A 22,240-nucleotide genomic window follows, 5' to 3' on the forward strand; every position below is an offset into this window, starting at 1 on the left:
GGCTCCGTCGTGTGCGATCTTGTCGCAAACCCCGGGAATTCGCGGCAAGAGCTTGCGGCGGCACAGAGCCCGCAAATGCGAGACCGCGCAACCCCATTTCATGGTGGGTCGCAGCAAATGGCTTTTCGTTTCATGGCGAATGTTTAAGATCGGCATTAACCTGCATTCACTCCGCCCGGAGATCCTCCATATGACCGAGACCATCCGCATCACGCGCTTCAATGCGCGCCCCGTGATCGTGCCGATGAATTTGCCGCTCAAGACCTCGACCGGCACGGTCGCAAAGGCGCCGCTGGTGCTGATCGACTGCGAGACCGACCAGGGCGCGGTGGGGCATGCCTATCTGTTCTCGATCACGCCTTCGGCCTTGAAGCCGCTGACGACGATGGTCGCGGAAATGTCTGAGCTCGTCGCCGGCGACGAGCTGCTGCCGTTCGAGATCGAGCGCAAGCTGACCCAGCGCTTCACCCTGCTCGGCCTCGCCGGCCTGCAGCGGCTGGCGCAATCCGGCATCGACATGGCGGCATGGGACGCGCTGGCGCGTAGCAAGGGCTTGCCGCTGGCGCGCCTGCTCGGCGGTGCGCCGAAGCCGGTCAGGGCCTACAATTCGAAGGGGCTCGGCATCATGCCGGCGGGCGCCGCGGTGGACGAGGCCCACAAGCTGCTGGCCGAAGGTTTTCACGCCGCAAAGATCCGCGTCGGCCGGCCCGATGCGCGGGAGGATCTCGCCGTGGTACGCGCGGTGCGCAAGGCCGTCGGCGATCAGGTCACGCTGATGTGCGACTACAACCAGGCCCTGACGGTCACCGAAGCCATCCGCCGCGGCGAGATGCTCGACGACGAGGGGCTGACCTGGATCGAGGAGCCGATCCGCCACGACGATTACGAGGGCAACGCCCGCATCGCGGATGCGCTGCGCACGCCGGTCCAGATCGGAGAGAATTTTGACAGTGCCTTCTCGATGCAATCAGCGCTGTCCGCGGAAGCCTGCGACTACGTGATGCCGGATGTCCAGCGCATCGGCGGCGTCACCGGCTGGCTCCGCGCCGCCGCGCTCGCGCAGGCCGCCGGCATCGAGATGTCGACGCACCTGTTCTCGGAGGTCAGCGCGCACCTGCTCTGCGTGACACCGACCGCGCACTGGCTGGAATATGTCGACTGGGCCGACGCGGTGCTGGCGACACGATTGCAAATCAATGACGGCTTTGCCCTGCCGGGCGAGGAGCCCGGCAACGGGATCGCGTGGGACGAGGCGGCGGTGAAGAAGTATCTCGTCTGATAAGACCGCCTCTTACGACCGAACAGCGGCAATCATACTCAGCTCGACGGGAGCGCCCCGCGGCAACTCGGCGACGCCGACAGACGTGCGCGTGTGACGACCGCGATCGCCCAAGCGCTCGATCAGCCGGTCGGAGGCCCCATTCATGACTTGCGACTGCTGGGTAAATCCAGGCGCTGAAGCAATGTATCCAACGAGCTGCAGGACCTGGACGATCCTGTCCTCTCCGCCTGTTGCGTGGTTGATGGCCGAAATGCAGAGATCGGCGCAGAGAGCAGCGGCCTCCTGCGCGGCCGCGATATCGACATTTGCGCCGACCTTGCCCGCATACAGCAGGTCCTCACCGCGACGCGGCAGCTGACCACTGACATACGCAATTCCACCATGGATGATCACCGGCAAATAGTTGCCGCCGGGCTTGTTCACGCTGTTCATCTCGAAAACCTGCCTTCTCGTCACGTCCGGCGAAGCGACACGTTTTGCCGAACGCCGCAAATTGTATCTCACCAGGCTCGTCGCCCTAATGGAGGACCGGACAATGGCAGGCGGCGAGTCACGGATCAAGGCTGCGAAGCATTTGCATGCCGAAGGCAGTGCGCATCCGGCCCGACAAGGTCTCGCCACCGCGCATTGCGTAGCGGCGGCGGGCACGATAACGATGCCCCCATGTCCACATGGCGGCCCCACCCTCACATCCGCGTCGTCGCGCTCGGCCTGCACTGGCGGGACGGGCGGCTGCTGGCGGCCGAGGTGCGTGACGATGCGGGGCGGATCAAGGGCGTGCGCCCGCTCGGCGGCGAGATCGAGTTCGGCGAGAGCTGGCGAGCGGCGCTCGTGCGGGAATTTTGCGAAGAGCTCGGCGTGGACATCACCATCACGGGCGAGCCGCTGGTGATGGAGAACATTTTTATGCACGAGGGATCGACCGGGCATGAGGTGATGTTCATCGCGGAGGTCGCGCTTCCAGACGGCGCGTTCAGCGGCCAGGACCGCATCGATTTCCGCGAGGATAACGGGGAGCAGATCGTCGCGCGATGGTTCGACCTTGCCGATCTCGACGTGCAGGGCGGACCGAACCTCTATCCGAACGGGTTGAAGGATGTGCTGCTCCGGCGGAAGGTTTCTACTCCGTCACCCTGAGGACGTCGCTGTCTCCACATCGTGCTACCAAACCTCCGCGCCGGGGATTTTCTTGCGCACCGCCATGCGCTGGATCCAGATGCAGCGACGGACGGATCTGTTGGAGCGGCCGACGGCGGATATCCCCTCGCCGGCCTGAAGCAGCGGCGCGATGTTCGCGCGCAGCGCCCGGCAGCGCTGGAGCTCGGCCTGCCAGTCGATCACCGCTGCATCCGCGCATGACGCCATCAGCGCCAGCACAGCCATTGCAAGACAGGTCGCCCGCATCGTTCGCATTCCTTTCACTGTGATCCCCCCGCGTCGCGCCGGTAGCGGAAGTCGCAATGGCTCGCGCGCCTTGCATGATGGTCTGCGCCCGCGTCAGCTTGACGTCGGGGCCGGCCCCTTCCGCAGTCGCAAAGTCGGAAGTGCAGACAAAGGAGAAAAGCCGAGCTCCGGCTCGCCCAGCTGTGGCGGCCCAACAAGGCTGAGCCAACGCAGACGTGATTCAGCGGTTACCGCGGATCGCCAGATCCTGAAGAGTCGACGGCGCAGTCAGTGATATTATCCCCATCATACCAAATGCTGCGCGGGCTTCCCTAAGGACCAGCCAACGTCAAGGAGAACTCGAGTGCCGTTGTGGAAAGTCTATCACCCCGTCGGGGCCTACTCGGCTCATGACAAGAAGGAATTCGCAGAGAAGGTCACCGCAATGTATGCGAGGATTCCCATCCCGAAATTCTACGCCGTGATGATCTTCGAGGAAGTCGCCGCAGGTTCGGTCTATGTCGGCGGAGCTTCGCACGAGAAATTCGTCCGCTTCAAGATCGACCACATGGCGAGGACGATGCCCGGCCCCGTCATCAGGGAATGGTGGGTGAAAGCAGTCGACAAGTTGATCGCGCCCTACGTCAAGGACCGGGGATACGACTGGGAGGTCACCATCGACGAGCTACCGGCCGACCTTTGGTCGATTCAGGGGCAAATTCCGCCGCCATTCGAATCCCACGCCGAAAAAAGATGGGTCAAGGAGAACCGCCCGAGTTCGTATGACCTCCAGGAAAAGCTGCCGGTCGGAGCCCTGTTCAAGCCGGGCGTGTCCGCCGGCTGAGGCGACGCCCGCAAGACTGTCGATCGACGCAAGACGCCGCTCCGCAGGGCGGACCGAGCCTCTATCCGACAGGACTGAAGGACCTGCTGCTCCGGCAGAAGAGCCAGTCCACCTGACGGGCGCCTGCTACCACGCCTCCGCGCCGGGGATTTTCTTTCGCACCGCGATGCGCTGGATCCAGACGCAGCGACGGACGGATCTGTTGGAGCGGCCGACGGCGGATATTCCCTCGCCGGCCTGAAGCAGCGGCGCCACGTTCTGCCGCAGCACGCGGCAGCGCTGGAGCTCGGCCTGCCAGTCGATGATCGCCGCGTCGGCGCATGACGCCATCAGCGCCAGCATTGCCATGGCAAGGCAGCTTGCCCGCATCATTTGCATTCCCTTCACTGTGATCCCCCGGCGTCGCGCCGGTAGCGAAAATCGCAATGGCTGGCGCCCTGCATGATCGTCTGCGTGCGCGTGAGCCTGACGTCGGGACCAAACCCTTCCGCGGTCGCGAAATCGGCAGTGCAGACCAGGAGGAAGCCGAGCTCCGGTTCGCCCAGTGCCTTGTAGAACTCGGCATAGGCGCATCGCGTCACGTCGAACGCGAAGGTGTCAGCCGTCTGCTCGACGATGTCATAGGCGAGCGCGTCGTCGCGGGCATAGGTCTTGAACGCCGACGAGACGGCCTTGCCGAGATCGGTCTTGTTCTCGGTCTCGTTCTTCGTTTTCCAGAACTCCTCGCCGAAGCCGCGATAGAGATCGCCGAGCGCCTTGCGCACCAGCGCGTTGGCGCGCGCCTCGCCGAGCTCGGCCTGCAATGCCTTGACCAGCGGCACCAGCACCTGCGCCTGGATCTTTGCTTGCTCGATGACGGAAACGCTCATGGGCAGCCTCGCTCGTCTCTCGTTGCTGCGACTCTTTGGCCCTGTGACCTGGCACACATTTGCGACCATCTTAAGGTTGTATGATAGCCCAGCATAACCGAAGCCGGCCAGGCGCCCGACATCCATTTTGATGATCTCATTTTCGAGCACGAAGAAGGAAGCAATGCTTCGCTCAGTTCGCAGGGCTCGCCGATTTCCCGACCGCATATTTGCCCGAACCGCAAGTTGAAAATCACGATCGATTCACGCAGATCCGTTCAGTATCCGGCCCGGCCAACAACGTAGGGCCGATCAATGTTCGTAGTCGGCACGCGCGCATGAGCGCGCGTGAACGATGTTGTCATGCCCGGCATCGGGCGGATCACGAGACGCGATCGGGATCACGAGGCGCAATAGCGCAGGACTCACCTGCCCGGACAACCGGCCCGGGGAAATGCCGGCATCGACAGTTGCAGCACCGCGAGGGATCACCATGGACGAGCCCAAACCACTCACCAGTGCATTCACCAAGACCGCGAATTTCTCCATCCACGAGGTCGACGAGGTGTTCAGGGACGCCGCGCAGCCCGCCGCGGGGGCCGCCGCGCGAGCTGCGCGTCCGCCGGTCACCTTGCCGCCCATCCTCGGTCCGCTGTCGGCCTTCACGGGCACCTTCACAGGACAGGGATTCAATACGATCTTCCGGCCCGACAGCAAGATCACGCCGACGCCGATGCCGGGGCCGATCAGCACCACCGACCCCGACGACAACGTGCTGGAGCTGAATCTCACCGACGAGACGATGTCGTTCTCGAACAATCTTGGCTCGATCCCCAATCGCGGCTCGCTGCAGCAGGCAGATGCATTCCTCAACGGCGTGCCGTATCTCCAGACCATCAACGACATCACCACGGGAACGCCCGTGGGCATTCACTTCGAACCCGGCATCTGGCTGGCGGTGCCCGCCACCACCAATCCGCACGAGCCGTTCACCGTCGCGCGCATGGCGTCGATCCCGCACGGCACGACGATCACTGCGCAAGGCACCGCGCTGCCTCCGGTCGCCGGTAAGCCAACCATCGCGGCCATCGACATCACACCGTTCATCGGCGGCAATCCGGGCAACAAGATCACATTCCAGAACCAGACCGCGACCAACAAGACGACTCGCAGGCTACCTCAGGATCTGACCGCACTGATGGCTTCCGGCAAGCTCACCCAGGCGATGATCACCGACCCAAACACGGTGCTGCGCGATCAGATCGCGCATCAGACCATCACCCAGACCATCGTCATCGAGACATCGACGAAGCCTGGCACGCCGCTGACCGGCGGCCCGTTGCCGGCCATCCCCTCGCCCGGCCCGCATCCGCAGGCGCCGAGCTTTGCCGGCGGCGCCGCGAACATCGCGTTCCTTCAGGGCTTGCCCGTTCCGACGCCGGGCGGCAATGGCTCGAACGCCAACGCCTTCCAGATGGACGCGGTGTTCTGGATCGAGACGGTGGTTTACGACATCGACGTGCCGGCCCTGCCGCCCGGAACGCCGCCGGTGATCCTGCAACCGCGCCGGAGGAGCAACGTGCCGCTGGTTCCGAGCTTCGTCGCCGCGATCCCGTTCGTGCCCAACAAGGGATTCAAGGGCGGCCACGTCAGGGTGGCGACGACGCAGATCCAGTATTCACAGAAGGTCATGCTGGATTTCGCCGGGCTGACCTGGCCGCACGTCTCGGTCGCATCGCTGGTGCCGGCCGCACCCGTGCCGATCCCGGATCATCTGTTGCCGCTGACGTAAGGCGGATGGCGGTGTGACGACGATGCGCCACGTCCGCGGTATCGGACGTGGCGTGAACCAACGCATCCGTGATGCAACGGTGACCGCCGCTCGCGCGATCCTGAAAGGCCGGCGCGGCGATCAATGGTATGATCATTGTCATCCAAAAGAGAGATGATCATGCCCCCTTCCAAGATGTCTCGCGGCTCCATCAGGCTACGACCGTTTGTACGGCGCGGTCATCTTGCGGCAATTGCCGCAACGCTGTTTCTCGCCGCGACAGCCTGGTCGGCCGGGCCGGCGCTGGCCGCGGCAGATGATGCGCAGGCGCGAACCATCTTCGAAAAATTCATTGCCGCGCAGAATGCGCACAACGCGGACGATGTGAAGGCCATGCTGTGGAATTCGCCCGGCGTGCTGTTGTTTGCGAGAGGCATCGAAACGAGAGGCCGTGATGCGGTCGCGGACCGCTTCAAGGGCTACTACGAGGGCACCTGGCACCTCGAACCCGACATGTCGAAATTCCACGTCGCCGTGATCTCGAACGAGGTCATGCAGGTCCTCGTTCCCATCGTCTTCACGCGCGGCCTTCCCGGCAAGCCAGCCCAACAGAATACGTTTCTGATCAGCCAGACCTACGTGCGGGATGCGAACGGCTGGTCCGTCGCCTCCGTCCTGCCGGTCGCGAACACGGAACTGAAATAGCTGCGATCGAGTATTGTCGGGGCGTGGCTCGCTGCAGAACCGGGGCAAATCCCGGATTGCGCTTCGCTCCATCCGGGCTACACGCACGCTTCGCAATCGCGGATTGTTTGGGCTTGCCTGGCCGAAGCTCGCGGCGGGCAGCCCGCCTGTGCCCTTTGGGCTTCGGCGTGGCATCCTTCTCTCGCTATCGCGAGCGAAGGATGGTGGGCGCGACAGGGATCGAACCTGTGACCCCTACCATGTCAAGGTAGTGCTCTCCCGCTGAGCTACGCGCCCTAGATGTCTCTAGATCGGGTCGGGTCCCTATAACGGCTCAGGGGAGCCGGTGCAAGGACCGAAGGGGGCCGATTTAGGCCGCCAGCATCTTGTTCACTTCGCTGACCAATTCGCGCAGATGCACGGGCTTGGACAGCACCTTGGCGTTCTTGGGGGCGTCCGAATCCGAGTTCAGGGCGACCGCGGCGAAGCCGGTGATGAACATGATCTTGATGTCGGGGTCGAGTTCCGAGGCCCGGCGGGCGAGCTCGATACCGTCCATCTCCGGCATCACGATGTCGGTCAGCAGCATCTCGAACGGCTCTTCCCGGAGCCGCTGATAGGCGGCCATGCCGTTGTCATGGGACGAGACCTGAAAACCAGCGTTTTCCAGCGCCTTGACCAGGAAACGGCGCATGTCGTTGTCGTCTTCGGCGAGCAGGATTTTGGGCATGGCAGGAAACGTCAAATCCCCAGAGGATATCAGCAGAGGTTACTAAGCCCGACAGAGGGTAAATTTGGGGTGAAAATCTTTACCCTGGGCTGGCTGCGCTGCCGGTCCCTTGTGAACCCGAATGCGGCACGAATCAATCGAGCCGCGCCGGCGCATCCCCGCTTCCCTGCCCACACGGTTAAGACATGTTCCAGCGCAGATCACATCTTTTCGCTTGGCAGAATGGTTGCGATTCCAGACAATGACGACACATAAGAGCCGCTCCACCGGCCGAATCAATTCGATCCGAGACCCGGATCCCGCGGCGCGAAGGGACGAAGCCTGAGAAGATGACCCGGTTTGACGGCGACGTGTCGCCCGCCTTCGAGATCGTGGAGCCCGCGCAATGGCGCGCGCCTGTCATCTTCAACTCGCCCCATTCCGGCTCGACCTATCCGGACGAATTCCTCAGCGCCTCCAGGATCGACCTGACGACGCTGCGGCGGTCCGAAGATTCCTTCATGGACGAGCTGATCGGCCATTTGAGCGAGCGCGGCTTTCCGACCGTGCGGGTCAACTTTCCCCGCTCCTATGTTGACGTCAATCGCGAGCCCTATGAGCTCGATCCCCGCATGTTCACCGGACGGCTGCCGAGCTTTGCCAATACCCGCTCGATGCGGGTCGCCGGCGGGTTAGGCACCATCCCGCGCGTGGTCGGCGACGGCCAGGAGATCTATCGCGAACGCATCCTGGTCGACGATGCGCTGGCGCGGATCGAGACGCTCTACAAGCCCTATCATCGCGCGCTGCGCCGGCTGATCAACAAGGTGCACCAGATGTTCGGCACCGTGGTGCTGGTCGATTGCCACTCGATGCCCTCGGTCGGCGTCAGCAGGGACGAGCCGCGGCGGCCCGACATCGTGATCGGCGACCGCTACGGCACGAGCTGCACACCGCTGCTTCCGGACAGGGTCGAGGAGACCATGGGCGGGCTCGGCTATTCGATCGGCCGCAACAAGCCCTATGCCGGCGGCTTCATCACCGAGCATTACGGCAACCCCGCAAGCGGCCTGCACGCGGTGCAGCTCGAGCTCAACCGCGCGATCTACATGGACGAGCGGCGGCGCGAGCGCAGTCCGCGCTTTGCGCAAGTGGCAAGCGACTTCGGCGTGCTCGCCGACGTGCTGGCGACGACGATCCCGTTCGGCGATCTCGGCCCGTTCCAGGCCGCGGCTGAATAGACGCGAGCCGTCGCCGCGCGATCGCGTCGCCGATCAAACATCAGATCAAGCTGCCAGCGTATCGTGCGCCGAATCTTCGCTTCGCGTTTTCGCGCGCTCGAAGTGAAGATCGAGGCTCAAAGAAAAAAGGGCCGCTTCTGATGAAGAAGCGGCCCAAGTCTAGGGAGGAAACGCCCAAGGAGGGCAGCGGTAACGCAGAGCGCTACCGCACCGCAACAATATGCGGCCGCGACGCACAAAGTGCAAGGGCTTTTGAGCCGTTTCCCATGCAATATGCACATGGCTCAATTGCTTATAGCGAAACCCAGATTCAGTTTCTTTGATAAGGAAATTCAATGGGTTGATAACCGTTTGCATACGAACGAGGCATACTCGGAACTAAGTTTTCAACTCTATGATCGATATTTGGCCAGCATATGACTGGGACGGGGCAGCCGGTTGCGGCATCCAAAATACCAGGGAGCAAACCAACTCAGCGCTGCACGCGAGAAGCGAATTGAGCTAGGCAGGAGCGAGCTTCACCCGACTTTCGTTTTGAGGATGCGCCGTGACGGTGATCGACTTCTCAGCCTTCATCGGACGGCTCGCCACCGCCTCCGGCGAAACCATCCTGCCGTTCTTCCGCACCTCGCTGTCAATCGACGACAAGAGCAAGACCAAGGATTTCGACCCCGTGACGGAGGCCGACCGCGCCGCGGAGGCGGTGATGCGCCGGCTGATCAAGGCGAGCTTCCCCCAGCACGGCATCGTCGGCGAAGAATTCGGCAATGAGCGCGAGGACGCCGATTATGTCTGGGTGCTCGACCCCATCGACGGCACGAAATCCTTCATCGGCGGCTTTCCGATCTGGGGCACGCTGATCGCGCTGCTGCACAAGGGCGCGCCGGTGTACGGCATGATGCACCAGCCCTTCATCGGCGAGCGCTTCTCCGGCGACAACGGCTCGGCCACCTATAAGGGCCCGTCCGGCGAGCGCCGGCTTCAGGTCCGCCGCTGCGCCTCGCTGTCGGAAGCAACGAGCTATACCACCAGCCCGCTGCTGATGAACGAACGCGACCGCGCCATTTTCAGCCGCATCGAACAGGGCGCGCGGCTGTCGCGCTATGGCGGCGACTGCTACTCCTATTGCATGCTGGCGGCCGGTCACGTCGATCTCGTGGTCGAGACCGAGCTGAAGCCTTACGACATCGCAGCCCTGATCCCGATCGTGACCGGCGCCGGCGGCGTCGTCACCACCTGGGAAGGCAAGCCGGCCCAGGGCGGCGGCCGCATCATCGCGGCCGGCGACGCTAGAGTTCACGAAGAAGCACTGAAACTGCTCAACGGATAAGCGCCCCAAGGAGCGTGCATGAAAAGAGCCTGCATGAACAACTGGCCTAAGCTCCTCCTCGCATTCCTGCTCCTGTTTCCCGCCCTCGCCTCCGCGCAGAATTTCCCCGCAAAACCGATCAAGCTGATCGTGCCGTTCCCGGCCGGCGGGCCCAACGACATCATTGCCCGCGTGATCGGCCAGCGCATGTCGGAGCTGTCAGGGCAGCCGGTGCTGATCGACAATCGCGGCGGCCAGGGCGGCGTGCTCGGCACCGACGCGGTCTCGAAGGCCGCGCCTGACGGCTACACCATCGCCATCTCCTCGGCCGGCGCGCTCGCGATCAGCCCGAGCATGGAGCGGGTCGCCTACGACACCTCGAGCGACCTCACGCCGGTGACGCTGGTTGCGACCGTGCCGGAAATGCTTGTCGTTGCCACCAACGTGCCCGCAAAGGACATCGGCGAGCTGATCGCGCTCGCCAAGGCGCAGCCCGGAAAGCTCAACTTCGCCTCCTCCGGCCCCGGCAGCCTGCCGCACCTCGCCGGTGAGCTGTTCAAGCTGACGGCCAAGATCGACATCGTACACGTGCCCTATCGTGGCGCTGCTCCCGCGGTGAACGATCTCCTGGGCCAGCAGGTGCAGATGACCTTCCTGGATCTTCCGGTGCTGCTGCCGCAGGTCAAGGCGGGCGCGTTGAAGCCGATCGCGGTCGGCTCGGCCGAGCGCTCCGCGACCGCGCCCGACGTGCCGACCACCGCGGAAGCGGGCTTTGCTGATCTTCGCATCGAGAACTGGTACGGCATGGTGGCGCCGAAGGGCACGCCGAAGGAGATCGTCACCGCGCTGCATGGCCTGGCGACGAAGGCCATGGCGGATCCGGCCGTCAAGGAAAAGCTCGCCGCCCAAGGCGCGACGCTGATCGGCGACGAGCCGGAGCATTTTCGCAGCTTCATCGCGGACGAGACCGCGAAGTGGGCGAAGGTGATCAAGGACGCCGGCGTCGAGACGGCGAAGTGATCAACGGCTTGAGTCGTGACGCCGCCACGAGGTAGGTGCGTTCCCCCCCCTTGCGGGGGAGGGTTAGGGAGAGGGGTCCACACGGGGACTCCATCGATCTCTCTTCTTCGCGACAGCGATACCTTTTCCTGGGCCACCCCTCTCCCCCGCCCTCCCCCGCAAGGGGGGAGGGAGCGCAGTTGTGCGCACAGCCGCAGCGCAGGCTCACATCAACAGGCCTCTTACACCGCCGCCGCCCGCAAATGCTCCACCAGCATCTTGGCCGGCCTTGGCAGCGCCTTGAAGCTGCGGGCGCAGATCACGAGCTTGCGGTTGGCGAAAGCATCGCGCAGGCGGACCATGGCCAGCGGCATCAGCTTGGCGCAGCGGCGGGCGGCGGATATCGGCACCAGGGCGATGCCGACGTCAGCGGCGACCATCTGGCAGATCGCATCGAAATCGCGCAGACGCGCACGGTAATGCGGACGCATGCCGAGCCGGGCGGCGTGCTTCGAAATGTGCATCTGGAGCGCAGTGGCGCTGGTCAGCCCGACGAAATCACAATCCCGCGCCTCCTGGAAATCGATCTGGCGGCGGCCGGCGAACGGACCGCGCCTGGACGTCACCAATGTCAGGTGGTCCTCGCTGAAGACGAAACGCTCGATATGGTCGGGCAGCGCGTGCTCGGCGGCAAAGCCGAGATCGGCGGCACCGGCGGTGATTGCTGCCGCGATATCGGTGCTCTCGCGCTCCTCGATGTCGATGGCGACGTCGCGATGCTCGCGCAGGAAGCCCGCCAGCGCCTTCGGCAGATGCTCCGACAGCCCCGAGGTGTTGACGAGAAAATGCACGCTCGCGCGCACGCCGCTGGCAAAGCCGGCGAGATCGCCGCGCATGGCGTCGACCTGGTGCATCACGACCCGTGCATGATCGAGCAGGCTCTCGCCCGCCGCAGTCAGCTCGACACCGCGCCGCCCGCGCTTGAGCAGCGCGACGCCGAGCGCGTCCTCGAGCCCCTTTATGCGCGCGCTGGCAGAGGCCAAGGCGAGATTTGATCGCTCGGCGCCGCGGGTGATGCTGCGCTGGTCGGCAACCGCGATGAAGAGCTGGAGGTCAACGAGGTCGAAGCGCATGGCCGGATTCTCCTCAGCCTCCGCCAAGAACGAAGGCTGTCTCCGTAACCTCCAGATTGTGCCGGCGCGCGGCTTCGGTCAATGTGCAAGATATGATTGACCCGCTCCTCATCCTCATCGCCGCCGTCTTCCTGATCGCCGGATTCGTCAAGGGCGTGGTCGGGCTCGGCCTGCCGACCGTGTCCATGGGCCTGCTCGCGGTGAACATGGCGCCGAGCCGCGCGATCGCCATCGTGATCGTGCCCGCCATCGTCACCAATATCTGGCAGACCTTCGCCGGCCCCTATCTGCGCGACATCCTGAGGCGGCTCTGGCCGCTGATGATCGGCACCGTGATCGGATGCTGGCTCAATGCCGGCGCGCTGACCGGCCCGCATGCCCGTTACGGCACGATCGTGCTCGGAATCCTGCTCGTGATCTACGCGATCATCGGGCTCAGCAAATTCAAGTTCCACGTCGCGCCGCAGAACGAGAAATGGGTCGGCGGCGTGGTCGGCGTGATCACCGGCGTGATCTCGGCCTCGACAGGCGTGCAGGTGATCCCCTCGATGCCGTTCATGCAGGCGATCGGCATGGAGAAGGACGAACTGGTGCAGGCGCTCGGCGTGTTCTTCACAACGGCGACGCTGGCGCTCGCCTTCAATCTCACCGCCGGCGGATTGCTGACGCCGGCGAACGCAGTGCCGGGCGCCGTGGGCATGGCCATGGCCTTCGCCGGCATGTTCGTCGGCCAGTCGGTGCGGGCGCGGATGCCGGCGGAAGCGTTTCGCCGCTGGTTCCTGATCGCGATGATCCTGCTCGGCGTTTATCTCGCGGGCAGCGCGCTGCTGAAGGAGTTCGCCTGAGGCCTACGATTTGGGTTCGTAGCCAGGCACCCATTTTTCGTGCTGGGGCAGATCGTCCTGGATCGTCCACCATGGTGCGCGCGACGAGGTGAAGACGTGGAGGCGGATCAGGCCGAGCGTCAGGAAGGCGAGCGGCTTGTGCGGAGAATCGGCTGCGACGAATTGCGGCAGGAAGGCCAGGAAGAACAGCGCGACCTTGGGATTGAGCGCGTTGGTGAAGACGCCCTGGAGGAAGACCCGCCGCAGCGGGCTCCGCTCCGGCTCGTCGATGGCTGCGGCCAGCGCCGGGCGCGACCACAGCATCTGAAGTCCCGTCACGACGAGATAGGCCGCGCCGACCAGCTTCAGGATCGAGAAGGCGGTCGATGAGGCCATCAGCAGGGCCGAAAGGCCGATTGCCGCGCCCGCAACGTGGAAAAAGCAGCCGAAACTGATGCCGAGCGCGGCCGCGGCGCCGCCCCGCCAGCCCATCTGCATGCTGCGGCCGATCACGTAGACCGAGTCCGGGCCAGGCGTGATGTTGAGCAATATGCCCGACAGGATGAAGAGCCAGATCTCGTGAATGCCCAGCATGTGAGGTGCCCCCGTCAGCCTTGAAAGGCGGGCTTATTCGGTTCGGCCGCCGCCGTCCACCGCCAGGATTGCGGAGAATTTACCTCAAATTTGCAATGCGGATCATGCTTTCGCTCGGCCTTATCTGCTCTATAAAGGCAGTGTTCTTGGAAATGCGGGATTCGAGGCGACTGCCACGCGGGGGCCGGTCATCGATCCCTTGGAGCTCCGGGCTATGGAAAGACGTCTGGCCGCCATCGTCTGCGCCGATGTCGCCGGCTATTCGCGCATGATGGGCAGCGACGAGGCCGGCACCCATGCCGCCTTTAAGGCCCATCGCAGCGCGATCCATCCCATCATCCTCAACCATGGCGGCCGCGTCGTCAAAAACACCGGCGACGGCTTCCTGCTGGAGTTCCCGAGCATCGTCGGCGCCGTCGAGGCCGCGATCGCGATGCAGACGCTGATGGCGGAGCGCAACCATCACCTGCCTGCCGAGCGCGCCATGCAGTTTCGCCTCGGCATCCACATGGGCGACGTCATCGCCGACGAGGACGAGGTATTCGGTGACGACGTCAACATTGCCGTCCGCCTCGAAGCGGTGGCGAGCCCCGGCGGCTTCGCCATCTCGGCCAAGGCCTACCGGGAGGCGAGCAAGCACCTGACCGCGCTGCTGGTCGATGCCGGCAACCATCGCTTCAAGAACATCAAGGACCCGATCGGGGTCTGGACCTGGATGCCCGAGGGTGCGCCAGCGCTCGCGCCCGAGCTCCGGGAGGCGTCGGTGCTGTCGCAGCAGTACCGCACAGCGATCGTCGGTGTGCTGCCCTTCGCCAATCTCAGCGACGCCCAGGACGAATATTTCTCCGACGGCCTCACCGAGGATCTGATCCACGCGCTGTCGCTGCAATCCTTCTATCGCGTGCTGAGCCGCAACTCGACCTTCGCGTTCAAGGGCAAGAACACCAGCACCCGCCTGATCGCGCGCGAGATCGATGCCACCTATCTGATCCAGGGCTCGGTGCGGCGCGCCGGAGCCAAGATCCGCGTCACCGCCGAGCTGGTCGCGCCGGAGACCGGCGAGCAGCTCTGGACCGGCCGCTACGACCGCGACATCGGCGAACTGTTCGCGATGCAGGACGAGATCACCACCAATCTGTCCGCCGCCATCGCCACCGAGATCGTCCGGGCGGAGGCCTCGGCGCCGGCGCGGCTCTCCACCGACGTGACCGCCTGGGACCGCTTCCTCAAGGGGCTGTCGCACTACTACCGGCAGACCAAGGAGGACCTGGCCACCGCCGTCGACCTGTTCCGCGAAGCCATCAGCCTCGACCCCAAACTGTCGATCGCGCACGCCTATCTCGCCACGATCCAGATCCAGAGCATCCAGTTCGGGTGGGTCAAGGGCACACGCGAGATGTGGGCCGAGGCGATGGCCCTCGCCGAGACCAGCGTCCGGCTCGACCCGCGCTCCTCCTTCGCCTTCTCGATCTTGTCCTGGGCGCATGCCATGGAGGCGCATTACGAGGCCGCGATGGACGCCGCCAAGCGCGCGGTCGCGCTCAACCCCTACGACAACGGCGCACGCGGCGTGCTCGGCATCTGCCATTTCGTCATCGGCGAGCACCGCGAGGCGATCGAGCTGTTCTCGATGGCCGCGCAGCGCGACAACAGCGACCCGCGCTACCAATGGGCCGCGCTGAACGCCTTCAGCCATTATCTGCTGGGGCAATACGACGCGACCCTGTCCTGGGCCCGCGAGCAGCTCTACATCAACCCGAACCACATGCAGGCGCTGGCGATCCGTGCCGCGGCGCTGGCACAGTTGGGTCGGGACGATGAGGCGGGCGAGGCCGTCGGCGTGCTGATGCGCAACTACCCGACGCTGAATGTCGATCGTCACTTGCGCAATTTCCACTGGAAGCGGCCCGAGGACCTCGCCCATTACCGTGAGGGGCTTCTGAACGCGGGCGTGCCGCTCAGCAAGCTGACCCTGGTGCAAAGCGACGTCAAACGCGCGGCCGAGTCCTGACAGGCAGGCCTTCTCGGTCCCGCCCCCGTCCCCTCGCAACCTCGGGCCGGCTTTTATTGACAGGACCGTGAATTCAGCCACACTTCTTTACACGCTGAAGTAGTATAAGTTGCTGTCGGTTTGTTAGGACTTTCCGCGCTCTATCGGCGCGTCTTCATTTCACGATTCGCTGTTTTCAGGATTTTGGGCCATGAACGACCCCGCCTCGAAGCCTCCCTTCGATCCCTCGATCCAGGTCTCGCCAGACAATCCCTGCCCTTTCCTGCGCGGCCTCGTTGGCGAAGGTTTCGTCGACGGCGGGACCGTCCCGATCGGCAAGCTATCGCAGACGATCGCGAATGCGAGCGGCGACAAGGGGCTGATGAAGACGGTGGCCCGTGTCGAGACCCGCGGCATCGCACTGATCGCCAACGGCTTCGGTCACATCCTGAAGAGCATCTTTTCGGGCGCACAGCTCGATGCGCTGCGCGGCGGCCCCCTGGACAAGCGCGGCGCCGGTTCGCGCATCCTCGGCGTCGACGGCAAGGTCAACGAGGATCAGATCGCCCGCCTGGCCAGCTTCGGCAGGGACTATACCGATCCGAACGGCGGCGGCACCGAGCCCGGCATCAACGCGTCGGAAATACAGACCTACATGCGCGACAACTTCAAGCGCGCCGGGAGCGCTGCGCGCTGGTATTACCGGATCTTGATGCAGTTCGAATGGCCCATCCTGCTGAAGATCATGGGCAAGGGTGAAGGCGAGAACCGCTATCTCGCCATCGCCGACGTGCGTACGCTGTTCAACGAGCGCAAATTCCCTGAGAGGATCACGCAGCGGGTCGTCAGCCAGCCGGTCAAACCGCCCTCGCTCATATTGCGCGTTGCCGGCGGGTTAGTCGCCGCGCTGCTCGTCTTTGGCGTCGTGGCGCTGCGCTTTCCGGATCAATTCCAGCCAATGCTGCCCGGCATCCTCGGTGACCTCGTGGCGCCGCCATTGCCGAAGCTTGTCGAACCCCAGGCCGCGTACTGGCTCGAGCAAAACTGGGCGCTGGAGGACCGGCACTGGTTTCATCACGCCAGCCAGGGCACCGCGACCTTCCCGGTGCCCTACAGCTGGTTCATGGCGCTCGAGCAGCCGCGGCTTCATTTCTTCGCAAAGCCCGGGATGCTGCATGACAGCGACCATCTCCAGCGCTTCGGCTTCATCCCGAGCCCGCAGACGATCAACACCGACGACGCCACGCTGCGCCGGTTCGGCTACGCCAATGTCTACGACAAGACCAAGCCGGTGCCGGCGCGACTTTGGGATCCGCCGGTTAACTGGGGCACCCAGGCCGAAAACGTCGACGGCCTGCCCGTCGGCTTTGCGCGCATGACCGGCGTACCCGATCCTGCGACCGGCCAGGTCGGCGACGACCGGATCGGCCTGACCTGCGCCGCCTGCCACACCGGCCAGATTCACTACAAAGGCATCGACATCCGTTTCGACGGCGGCCCGGCGATGACCGACCTGAGGAAGCTCGAGGTCACGACGGGTCTGTCGATCGCCTACACGCTCCTCGTGCCGGGTCGCTTTACCCGCTTCGCCGACCGTGTGCTCGGCCCCTCCGCCAGCGGTGCGGATCGCGATGCGCTGAAGCAGAAGCTGCGCACGATCAGCACGTTCCTGATCGACTGGGAGAAGACCTACGCGAAAACCATCGACGGCAAGACGAGATTCAACGAGAAGACGAAGCGGGAAGAGAAGCAGCAGGACACCGAGGAAGGATACGGCCGTCTCGACGCGCTCAACCGCATCGGCAATCAGGTCTTCGCCCAGGACATGACGCTCAGCGGCCTCAGCGGCTTCGAAAAGAATCTGCATGCCAAGGACGCGCCGGTCAGCTTCCCGCCGATCTGGACCGTGCCCTGGCTCAAATTCGCGCAATATGACGCGTCCATCGAACAACCGCTGATCCGCAACGCCGGCGAAGCGCTGGGCGTGACGGCGCTGCTCAATCTGTCCGACAATACCCCCAAGGACACGCTGTTCCGCTCGTCGATGGATATCAAGAATCTGAACTGGATCGAGGATCTGCTGAAGGGGTCGGCGCCCTATCCGAAAAAGCAGCTCTCCGGACTGACATCGCCGAAATGGCCGTCGGACATCTTCGGCGACAATGCCTGGAAGATCGATGGTGAGCGCGTCAAGAACGGCCGCAAGCTCTACGCGCAGATCTGCGTCGAATGCCATCTCGGGCCGGTCAACGATCCCGTGTTCGACACCGAGTTTCCGGACCAGAGCATCTGGTCCTCGTCGCGCTGGGAGACCATCGGCAAAGACAAATTCCTGAACGAGGTCCAGAAGAGCGTCAAAGGCATGGGGACCGATCCCGCTCAGGCGAGCGTGCTGCAGACGCGGACGGTTCAGGTCCCGGGCTTTCTCGAGCTCGATCCCACGCAGAAGCTCAATGCCTGGTGGAGCTGCAATCTGCCGGCTATTTCCTCGACCGACATGCCGTACTCGGTCGGGCTGATGGTGCTCGTCGACATCGTCAGCCGCAAAGCGATGGACGATGCGAAGATCGACCCGAAGGTTCAGCAGGCCTGGTGGGGTGAGCGCAAGAACTGCCCGAATCCCGGTCCGCAGCCGGCCGAGGCGAAGGAGCCGCCGCCCTGGTATCGCGCGCGCCCGCTCAACGGCGTCTGGGCCACCGCGCCTTACCTGCACAACGGATCGGTGCCCTCGCTCTACTGGATGCTGAGCCCCGCGGCCGAGCGCCCCAAATCGTTCTGCATGGGTGGTGGTCGCGACTACGATCCGAAGCAGGTCGGCTTCGCGGTCGTCGACGGCGAGAGCTGCAAGACCGGCCAGTCGCACTTCTCGACGCGAGCGTCTGATGGCACCGAGACCTTCGGCAACAGCAATGCCGGCCATTCGTTCGATGGCACGCCGGGCCCCGGCAAGGACGGCACCATCGGCCGCGTGCTCAAGGAGCAAGAGCGCTACGACCTGATCGAGTACCTGAAGACGCTGTGAGCTGGTCTTCTTACCTCGCCCCGCCGCTGCTTCCTCACTTGAACAGCGGCGTGCCCGGCACGAAGGCGTCGAAGGCGGCCCAGAACTGGGAGCGGTAGCGGTCCTGCTCCTGGAGGATCTCGTGCTTGGCGCCGGCGATCACGAGATGGGAGCCGGCGCGCAGGTGGTAGGCGAACTCCTCGATCGCCGCGGTCGAGACCACGGTGTCGCTGGAGGCCGCCAGCATCAGGATCGGCTGGCGGATCTGGGAAGGGTAGTTCTTGCCCTTGAAGGTGTTCATGGCGTGGAAGGCGGTATCGGCCCAGGCGACCGTCGGTGACGCGAGCCCGAGCGTCGGATCCTCCTCCAGGATCGCGGCATTGCGCGCATAGCGCACGGGATCGCTGGTCAGCGGATTGTTGATGAAGGGATTGAGCCCGGTGATGTGGTCGCTGCCGCCCGGGACATAGCGACCGCCCATCCCCATCAGGCGCATCGTCTTCAGCAGCGCCCGCGCCGGAAACGAGGTGGCGCGGCCGGGCAGGTCGATCATCGGCGCCGACAGCACCATGCGGTCGAACCAGCGCTTGCCCGCGTGCGCCACCCGCAGCATCACCGTGCCGCCCATGGAATGGGCGAGCGCGAAGAAGGGCGGCGGGCAATCCGGCAGCACCACCTGCTGCACGAAGGTCTCGACGTCGATCTCGAAATCGGAGAAGTCGCGCACATAGCCCTTGCGCGGATCGCGCAGGCGGCGCGAGGAGTGGCCCTGCCCGCGCCAGTCGATCATCGCCACCGCGAAACCGCGGTCGCGCAGGTCGCGCACGGTCTCGAAATATTTCTCGATCTGCTCGCTGCGTCCGGTGAAGACGCAGACCGTGCCCTTGCGGTTCGCCGGCGGCGCCCAGCGCGCAAAGCGCAGCTCGGCGCCATCGGGTGTCTTGATGGTGCCGCTGACGACGTCTTCGGGAACGGGATTGGACGGAATCGAGATCAGCGTCATTGGGCGAGAAATGCTGCAAATCAAGGGGCTGGAGCGCCGAAAAGGCGCAACTTGCCGCCCTCTTGAACGCCGTTCCCCTGAACCCATATCACCATGGTGCAGGCCGCTACCAGTGTTTCGGAACCGGAACATTAGGCTGCACACAGACTAAAGCCCGGCCCGATTGGCGGGCGGGTTACCAACAGTCGCTCAATGGAGGACTAGACCATGCGTACCTACGACCTGACTCCGTTTTACCGTTCCACCGTCGGCTTCGACCGCCTCTTCAGCCTGCTCGACCAGGCCGGTTCGGACGGCAGCCCCGGTTATCCCCCCTACAACATCGAGCGTACCGGCGAGAACACCTACCGCATCACGGTTGCGGTGTCCGGCTTCGCCAAGGACGAGCTCTCCCTCGTCGCGAAGGAAAACACGCTGACGATCAAGGGCGAGAAAGTCGCCAACGAGAACTCGAAGTCCGAAGTGCTCTACCGCGGCATCGCCGCGCGTGCCTTCGAGCGCGCCTTCCAGCTTGCCGACTTCGTGCAGGTGAAGGACGCCTCGCTCGAGAACGGGCTGCTTCACGTCGACCTCGTGCGCGAGATTCCCGAAGCCAAGAAGCCGCGCCAGATCGCCATCAACGCGGGCGCGCCGAAGGCGCAGGTGATCGAGAGCTCGGTCGCCGCCTAAGCACGCCGACAGCCGCCAAGTTGCGAAAACGCCCCGGTGCCCCGGGGCGTTTTTTTGTTTTGCATTGCATCACAGAACGGTGAGGACATGTAACGCCGCGACCACACGCTCCGTCCTTTGGGCATCGCAGCAAAAACAATACGGAGCACGATCATGTCACTTTGGCGCAGCCTTTTCGTCGCCGCGAGCTTGCTGGCGGCCCCCATCAGCCTGGCTCACGCGCAGACGCCGCAGACGGTGAAAGCCAAGAACGTCGTTCTGGTGCACGGCGCCTGGGCCGACGGATCGAGCTGGTCGGAGGTGATCCCGATCCTCCAGGCCGCGGGCCTGCACGTCACCGCCGTGCAAAATCCGCTGTCGTCGCTTGCGGACTCCGTCGAGGCGACCAAGCGCGCGCTGGCCGAACAGGATGGCCCGACCGTGCTGGTCGCGCATTCCTGGGGCGGCACCGTGATCAGCCAGGTCGGCAACGACCCGAAGGTCACCGGCCTCGTCTACGTCGCCGCACGCGCGCCCGATGCGAACGAAGACTTCGTCGCGCTGTCGAAGCAGTTTCCGGCAGGCCCGGCCCGCGCCGGCATCGTCGAACGCGACGGCTACACAAAGCTCTCGGAAGACGCCTTCCTGAAGTATTTTGCCAATGGCGTGAAGCCGGAGCAGGCCAGGGAGCTCTACGCCGTGCAATGGCCGACGGCCGCCTCGATCTTCGCCGGCCGCACCACGGAAGCTGCATGGCACACGAAGCCAAGCTGGTACGCGGTGTCGAAGAACGACGGCACCATCAATCCCGATTTCGAACGCTTCCTCGCCAAGCGCATGAACGCAACCACGATCGAGCTCGATGCCGGCCACCTCTCGCTGGTGTCGCATCCGAAGGACGTGGCGAATCTGATCCTGGAAGCGGCGGGGTATCCGCGCAGCTGAGCGCGCGATCGCCGCAATGAAAAAGCGCCCGAGCTCTTCGGGCGCTTTTGTTTTGCTCAGGTCTCCGTCCAGCGCGTGGCGCGCAGTCGCGTCAAGCGAGCGCGCTAGTCCAGCCCCTGCGCCGCCGGCATCTCCTGCGTCGGCATGATCGTCGGAGCCGGCTTGGCCTGACCGACGGTTGGCGCGGCGGTTTGCGGTGCGGCTTCGGCGGGCTTTGCTTGCACGGCGGCGGTCTGCTGGGTGAGCTGTGCCTGCGGCGCTTGTGCCTGCTGCGGAGCTGCCGCGGCCGGCTTGGCGGCGGCGACAGGCGCCTCGCCGCGGCGCGGTGCGGCCTTCGGCAGCGGCACGGTGCGGCTGGCGACATGCGGGATGGAGGCCGGCGGACGCGGCGGGCCGCTGCGGACCATGGTCGGCGGCGGCAGCGCGCTTTGTGGACGGTAAGGTGCAACCGTCGGCACCTCATCGCTGGGCGCCATGCCGAAGGCGTCGGCGGCCGGCATGAAGCGCAGAATTCGCCCGTCGCGGGCATCGATCGCCAGCCGGCCGTCGTCGCCGCGGCGGTCGATCACCGCGATGGTGTAGACGCCGCCGCGCAGGCGCGGGATGCCGAGCGGCGAGAAGCCGTTGTCGCGCAGCACAGCGTAGACCTCGGTCGACGGCAGCAGCGCCGGCGCCGGACCGCGCTCCTCGTAGCCATAGCCGTAACCGTAACGGGGCGGCGGCGGCGCGGCTTCCGGCGGCCCATAGGGTCCGTCGAAATCCGAGACCGCGATATAGGCGGCCCGCGCAGCGCCGTTGGCCGGAACTTGTGCCTCGGCGGCCGTCGCCACCAGCGCCAGCGTGGCAGCGGCCACACATCCTGTGAAAAACTTCATGGTCGACACGCTCCTGTCAGGCCCCCGAATACCTCGCGCTCTTTCGCTTCTTGCGGCGTGGCGCGCCTTTCGAAGGGCTGATCCGAAGCTTCATTCGGGATTTCGGCGTCTACAGGGCCGGATCAGGGCGCGTTTGCTTCAAAACCGGGGCCGCGTG

General features: G+C 64.6%; 22 protein-coding genes and 1 tRNA gene. 13 read left to right on the top strand and 10 right to left on the bottom strand.

The window, feature by feature from the left end; translation table 11 throughout:
* Nucleotides 1-190: 190 nt before the first annotated feature.
* Nucleotides 191-1,279, top strand: coding sequence for an enolase C-terminal domain-like protein (locus tag AB7Z56_RS38750; protein WP_354124752.1), 1,089 nt, complete (start codon nucleotides 191-193; stop codon nucleotides 1,277-1,279).
* 12 nt (nucleotides 1,280-1,291) lie between these two features.
* Here AB7Z56_RS38750 and AB7Z56_RS38755 read toward each other — a convergent pair whose 3' ends face one another.
* Complete coding sequence (locus AB7Z56_RS38755; protein WP_063985690.1) at nucleotides 1,292-1,714, bottom strand: RidA family protein; 423 nt, start codon at nucleotides 1,712-1,714, stop codon at nucleotides 1,292-1,294.
* 231 nt (nucleotides 1,715-1,945) lie between these two features.
* On the opposite strand from AB7Z56_RS38755, the gene AB7Z56_RS38760 reads away from it, so the two are divergent.
* Complete coding sequence (locus AB7Z56_RS38760) at nucleotides 1,946-2,419, top strand: NUDIX hydrolase (protein WP_063985691.1); 474 nt, start codon at nucleotides 1,946-1,948, stop codon at nucleotides 2,417-2,419.
* A gap of 24 nt (nucleotides 2,420-2,443) precedes the next feature.
* Here the strand turns inward: AB7Z56_RS38760 and AB7Z56_RS38765 are convergent, their stop codons facing one another.
* A complete protein-coding gene (locus AB7Z56_RS38765; protein ID WP_063985692.1) occupies nucleotides 2,444-2,686 on the bottom strand; it encodes a hypothetical protein in 243 nt (80 codons plus the stop codon).
* A 343-nt stretch (nucleotides 2,687-3,029) separates the two neighbouring features.
* Between AB7Z56_RS38765 and AB7Z56_RS38770 the strand changes: the two genes are divergently transcribed.
* Entirely contained in the window at nucleotides 3,030-3,509 is a 480-nt protein-coding gene (locus AB7Z56_RS38770; RefSeq protein ID WP_071909434.1) for a tautomerase family protein, read from the top strand.
* 126 nt (nucleotides 3,510-3,635) lie between these two features.
* Here AB7Z56_RS38770 and AB7Z56_RS38775 read toward each other — a convergent pair whose 3' ends face one another.
* A complete protein-coding gene (locus AB7Z56_RS38775) occupies nucleotides 3,636-3,881 on the bottom strand; it encodes a hypothetical protein (RefSeq protein WP_063986720.1) in 246 nt (81 codons plus the stop codon).
* An 11-nt stretch (nucleotides 3,882-3,892) separates the two neighbouring features.
* Nucleotides 3,893-4,378, bottom strand: coding sequence for an L-2-amino-thiazoline-4-carboxylic acid hydrolase (locus AB7Z56_RS38780; protein WP_063986719.1), 486 nt, complete (start codon nucleotides 4,376-4,378; stop codon nucleotides 3,893-3,895).
* A gap of 472 nt (nucleotides 4,379-4,850) precedes the next feature.
* Here AB7Z56_RS38780 and AB7Z56_RS38785 point away from each other — a divergent pair, with 472 nt between their 5' ends.
* Nucleotides 4,851-6,149, top strand: coding sequence for a heme-binding protein (locus AB7Z56_RS38785; RefSeq protein WP_354234281.1), 1,299 nt, complete (start codon nucleotides 4,851-4,853; stop codon nucleotides 6,147-6,149).
* A 159-nt stretch (nucleotides 6,150-6,308) separates the two neighbouring features.
* Entirely contained in the window at nucleotides 6,309-6,833 is a 525-nt protein-coding gene (locus tag AB7Z56_RS38790; RefSeq protein ID WP_084795403.1) for a DUF4440 domain-containing protein, read from the top strand.
* Nucleotides 6,834-7,034: 201 nt separating this feature from the next.
* Here AB7Z56_RS38790 and AB7Z56_RS38795 read toward each other — a convergent pair.
* Both AB7Z56_RS38795 and cpdR read right to left on the bottom strand, forming a co-directional pair.
* Nucleotides 7,035-7,109: transfer RNA gene (locus AB7Z56_RS38795), tRNA-Val, on the bottom strand.
* A gap of 73 nt (nucleotides 7,110-7,182) precedes the next feature.
* Nucleotides 7,183-7,542, bottom strand: a complete 360-nt coding sequence (gene cpdR / locus AB7Z56_RS38800) for a cell cycle two-component system response regulator CpdR (protein WP_007597092.1) — start codon at nucleotides 7,540-7,542, stop codon at nucleotides 7,183-7,185.
* A gap of 329 nt (nucleotides 7,543-7,871) precedes the next feature.
* On the opposite strand from cpdR, the gene AB7Z56_RS38805 reads away from it, so the two are divergent.
* From AB7Z56_RS38805 to AB7Z56_RS38815, 3 genes are all read left to right on the top strand, one after another.
* Entirely contained in the window at nucleotides 7,872-8,762 is an 891-nt protein-coding gene (locus tag AB7Z56_RS38805) for an N-formylglutamate amidohydrolase (RefSeq protein WP_014491809.1), read from the top strand.
* 547 nt (nucleotides 8,763-9,309) lie between these two features.
* Nucleotides 9,310-10,092 (top strand): histidinol-phosphatase, encoded by a 783-nt coding sequence (hisN, locus tag AB7Z56_RS38810; protein WP_014491808.1) that lies wholly within the window; start codon nucleotides 9,310-9,312, stop codon nucleotides 10,090-10,092.
* 33 nt (nucleotides 10,093-10,125) lie between these two features.
* On the top strand, nucleotides 10,126-11,091 hold the full coding sequence (locus AB7Z56_RS38815; protein ID WP_063985694.1) for a Bug family tripartite tricarboxylate transporter substrate binding protein: 966 nt from the start codon (nucleotides 10,126-10,128) through the stop codon (nucleotides 11,089-11,091).
* 221 nt (nucleotides 11,092-11,312) lie between these two features.
* On the opposite strand, the gene AB7Z56_RS38820 is transcribed toward AB7Z56_RS38815, so the two are convergent.
* Entirely contained in the window at nucleotides 11,313-12,203 is an 891-nt protein-coding gene (locus AB7Z56_RS38820; protein ID WP_063986722.1) for a LysR substrate-binding domain-containing protein, read from the bottom strand.
* A gap of 92 nt (nucleotides 12,204-12,295) precedes the next feature.
* On the opposite strand from AB7Z56_RS38820, the gene AB7Z56_RS38825 reads away from it, so the two are divergent.
* The gene (locus tag AB7Z56_RS38825) at nucleotides 12,296-13,048 is read left to right on the top strand and encodes a sulfite exporter TauE/SafE family protein (RefSeq protein WP_028148087.1); all 753 of its coding nucleotides are present in this window, start codon (nucleotides 12,296-12,298) and stop codon (nucleotides 13,046-13,048) included.
* A gap of 3 nt (nucleotides 13,049-13,051) precedes the next feature.
* On the opposite strand, the gene AB7Z56_RS38830 is transcribed toward AB7Z56_RS38825, so the two are convergent.
* Complete coding sequence (locus tag AB7Z56_RS38830) at nucleotides 13,052-13,621, bottom strand: LysE family translocator (protein ID WP_283017743.1); 570 nt, start codon at nucleotides 13,619-13,621, stop codon at nucleotides 13,052-13,054.
* Between the two features lie 214 nt (nucleotides 13,622-13,835).
* On the opposite strand from AB7Z56_RS38830, the gene AB7Z56_RS38835 reads away from it, so the two are divergent.
* Complete coding sequence (locus AB7Z56_RS38835) at nucleotides 13,836-15,632, top strand: adenylate/guanylate cyclase domain-containing protein (RefSeq protein ID WP_063985696.1); 1,797 nt, start codon at nucleotides 13,836-13,838, stop codon at nucleotides 15,630-15,632.
* Between the two features lie 190 nt (nucleotides 15,633-15,822).
* Nucleotides 15,823-18,633, top strand: coding sequence for a di-heme-cytochrome C peroxidase (locus AB7Z56_RS38840; protein WP_231143653.1), 2,811 nt, complete (start codon nucleotides 15,823-15,825; stop codon nucleotides 18,631-18,633).
* 34 nt (nucleotides 18,634-18,667) lie between these two features.
* Here AB7Z56_RS38840 and AB7Z56_RS38845 read toward each other — a convergent pair whose 3' ends face one another.
* On the bottom strand, nucleotides 18,668-19,615 hold the full coding sequence (locus tag AB7Z56_RS38845; protein WP_028148092.1) for an alpha/beta fold hydrolase: 948 nt from the start codon (nucleotides 19,613-19,615) through the stop codon (nucleotides 18,668-18,670).
* Nucleotides 19,616-19,822: 207 nt separating this feature from the next.
* Here AB7Z56_RS38845 and AB7Z56_RS38850 point away from each other — a divergent pair, with 207 nt between their 5' ends.
* The gene (locus AB7Z56_RS38850) at nucleotides 19,823-20,284 is read left to right on the top strand and encodes an Hsp20 family protein (RefSeq protein ID WP_063985698.1); all 462 of its coding nucleotides are present in this window, start codon (nucleotides 19,823-19,825) and stop codon (nucleotides 20,282-20,284) included.
* 153 nt (nucleotides 20,285-20,437) lie between these two features.
* A complete protein-coding gene (locus AB7Z56_RS38855; RefSeq protein ID WP_063985699.1) occupies nucleotides 20,438-21,208 on the top strand; it encodes an alpha/beta fold hydrolase in 771 nt (256 codons plus the stop codon).
* 104 nt (nucleotides 21,209-21,312) lie between these two features.
* On the opposite strand, the gene AB7Z56_RS38860 is transcribed toward AB7Z56_RS38855, so the two are convergent.
* Nucleotides 21,313-22,083, bottom strand: a complete 771-nt coding sequence (locus AB7Z56_RS38860) for a hypothetical protein (protein WP_231143654.1) — start codon at nucleotides 22,081-22,083, stop codon at nucleotides 21,313-21,315.
* Nucleotides 22,084-22,240: the final 157 nt, after the last annotated feature.

Origin of the sequence: Bradyrhizobium sp. 482_C4_N1_8 (assembly GCF_052075965.1) — a bacterium.
GTDB classification, from domain to species: domain Bacteria; phylum Pseudomonadota; class Alphaproteobacteria; order Rhizobiales; family Xanthobacteraceae; genus Bradyrhizobium; species Bradyrhizobium barranii.